Origin of the sequence: Photorhabdus heterorhabditis (assembly GCF_001280945.1) — a bacterium.
In the GTDB taxonomy this organism is placed as follows: Bacteria; Pseudomonadota; Gammaproteobacteria; order Enterobacterales; family Enterobacteriaceae; genus Photorhabdus; species Photorhabdus heterorhabditis.
Map to the genome: position 1 here is coordinate 1 of NZ_LJCS01000145.1, position 2,148 is coordinate 2,148.

2 protein-coding genes are annotated in these 2,148 nt (G+C 38.4%); both read left to right on the forward strand.

The genetic code is table 11. The annotated features are described in order from the left end of the window. Positions 1-1,776, forward strand: a 1,776-nt coding sequence (locus tag AM629_RS20925) for a carbamoyltransferase family protein (RefSeq protein ID WP_235525569.1), incomplete at its 5' end; no start/stop codon positions are given. Between the two features lie 28 nt (positions 1,777-1,804). Then, positions 1,805-2,148: hypothetical protein (locus AM629_RS20930; RefSeq protein ID WP_152912052.1), on the forward strand; the 344-nt coding region annotated here is incomplete at its 3' end.

Here is a 2,148-nt window from a genome sequence, read left to right on the forward strand (position 1 = left end):
GCTATGAATATAATAGGTATCTCTGCAAATTTCCATGATTCTTCCTGTGCGCTGATCAGTGATGGTCAATTAGTAGCAGCTGTTTCAGAAGAGCGATTTTCTAGACTTAAAAATGATTCCAGATTGCCAATTAGAGCTTTCAGGTATTGTTTAGAAGAGGGCGGGATTGATATTACTGATGTTGATTGTGTCGCTTATTATGAGAATCCGTATAAAAAGCTGTCCAGGCAACTTGCTTCTAATTTTAACTTTTCTGCTACCGATGGCCTTCATTGGTTGGATTGTCACAAGCCATTTCGTGATATCACTGAAATATTAGGGTATGAGAAAGAGATTAAATTTTACGATCATCATATGGCTCATGCCGCCGGGAGTTATCTATTTTCTGGTTTCACCGACGCAGCTATATTAACTTCCGACGGTGTAGGTGAATGGGAAACATCTACTTTTGGTTATGCGCAGGGCGATAGTATTAATTTATTCGAGAAAATCGAATATCCCAATTCAGTCGGCCTCTTTTATAGCACTATTACTAACTATCTGGGATTTAAAGTACTCAGTGGTGAATATAAAGTCATGGGGTTGGCACCTTATGGTAAGCCAATATATACCGATAAGTTGCGGGAAATGTTCAGCATGGAAAATAAGTTCAGTTTTAAACTGAACATGCAATTCTTTGACTTTAGCCAAATGAATCGAATGTATACGGATGCTTTTATCGACTTGATTGGCTTTCCTCCAAGGGAGCAAGAATCTGTGATGCTGCAACATCATATGGATTTAGCGAAAAGTTTGCAGGTTGTGCTGGAAGAGATTCTCATCGAACAAGTTTATAATTTGCGCGAGAAAGTTGATTCCATAAATTTATGCTTATCAGGTGGTGTGGCACTAAACTGTGTTGCTACCCATGCTATCCGTAAGACCGGTCTATTTAATAATATTTTTATTCCTCCGGCTGCTGGAGATTCTGGTTCTGCCTTGGGTGCAGCTGCATTGGCTCATATTGAGATAACGGGAAAACGACACAGTAACGAACCATTTACCAATCCTTATCTTGGGCCGAAGTTTAATAATGAAAATGTATTGGAAATGCTAACTTTAATGGAGATTGAAGCTTTAGATTTCCGGGAAGATAGAGAAAGTTTTGAGCAGACTATTGTTGAAATGCTGACTAATGGTAAAGTTATTGGCTGGTTTCAAGGACGGATGGAATTTGGCCCGCGTGCTTTAGGAGCACGAAGTATTATTGCTGATCCCAGAGATCCTTCTATGCGAGATCGGCTAAATGCCTTAGTTAAAAAGAGAGAAGGATTTAGACCATTTGCCCCCGCTATCTTAGAAGAAGAAGCGGCAAATCATATTGAATTATCAATCCCAACCCCATTTATGCTTGAAACTTGTCAGGTAACGTCAGATTTAAGTTTACCCGCAATTACTCATATTGATGGTTCCTGCCGACCGCAAACAGTTACCGCTGATACGAATCCAAAATTTCATTCTTTACTGAAGGCGTTTTATAACGCGACGAATTGCCCAATATTAGTGAACACCTCTTTTAATGTTAGGGGAGAACCGATCGTTTGTACTCCTCTCGATGCGATAAGATGTTTTGGTAATTCAGGCATTGATGTTTTAGTGCTGGAGGATTTCATTATTGATCGTTCTATGCTTTCTAAAGAATTTTCTAAAATGGCAGAAAGAGAGTTTAACCTTATTAAGCCCCAACGTGATCTATTTACCGGACAATCTATAGAAGCTATTTATACTTTTATCTAGCATAAACTTAAGTGTTTAGGAAAATAATATGAATAAATCTAACGTCAATACTGAAAAGTTAGCAACGTTTCTTTCTGATAATAAAGAAGATGCTTTGGAAGTGATGCGATTAGCTCAAATCTACTTAATGAGTGAAGATCAAAACAATAACGATGCTAAATTTTTTAATAACATTCCTTCATGCAGTGAAAATATTGATGGATATACGGCTATCGGGACATGGCATCCAGAGAAAATTGATGGTGAAATTATTTTTGTCAGACGTGAGCAGTCTGACTCCATTTTTTGGGAAAGCTCACAGCAGCAGCTAACGCTGAATAAGGCAAAAAATGTGAAAAGGATATGCTTTATCGGTGAGTCTGTCGCGCTTGG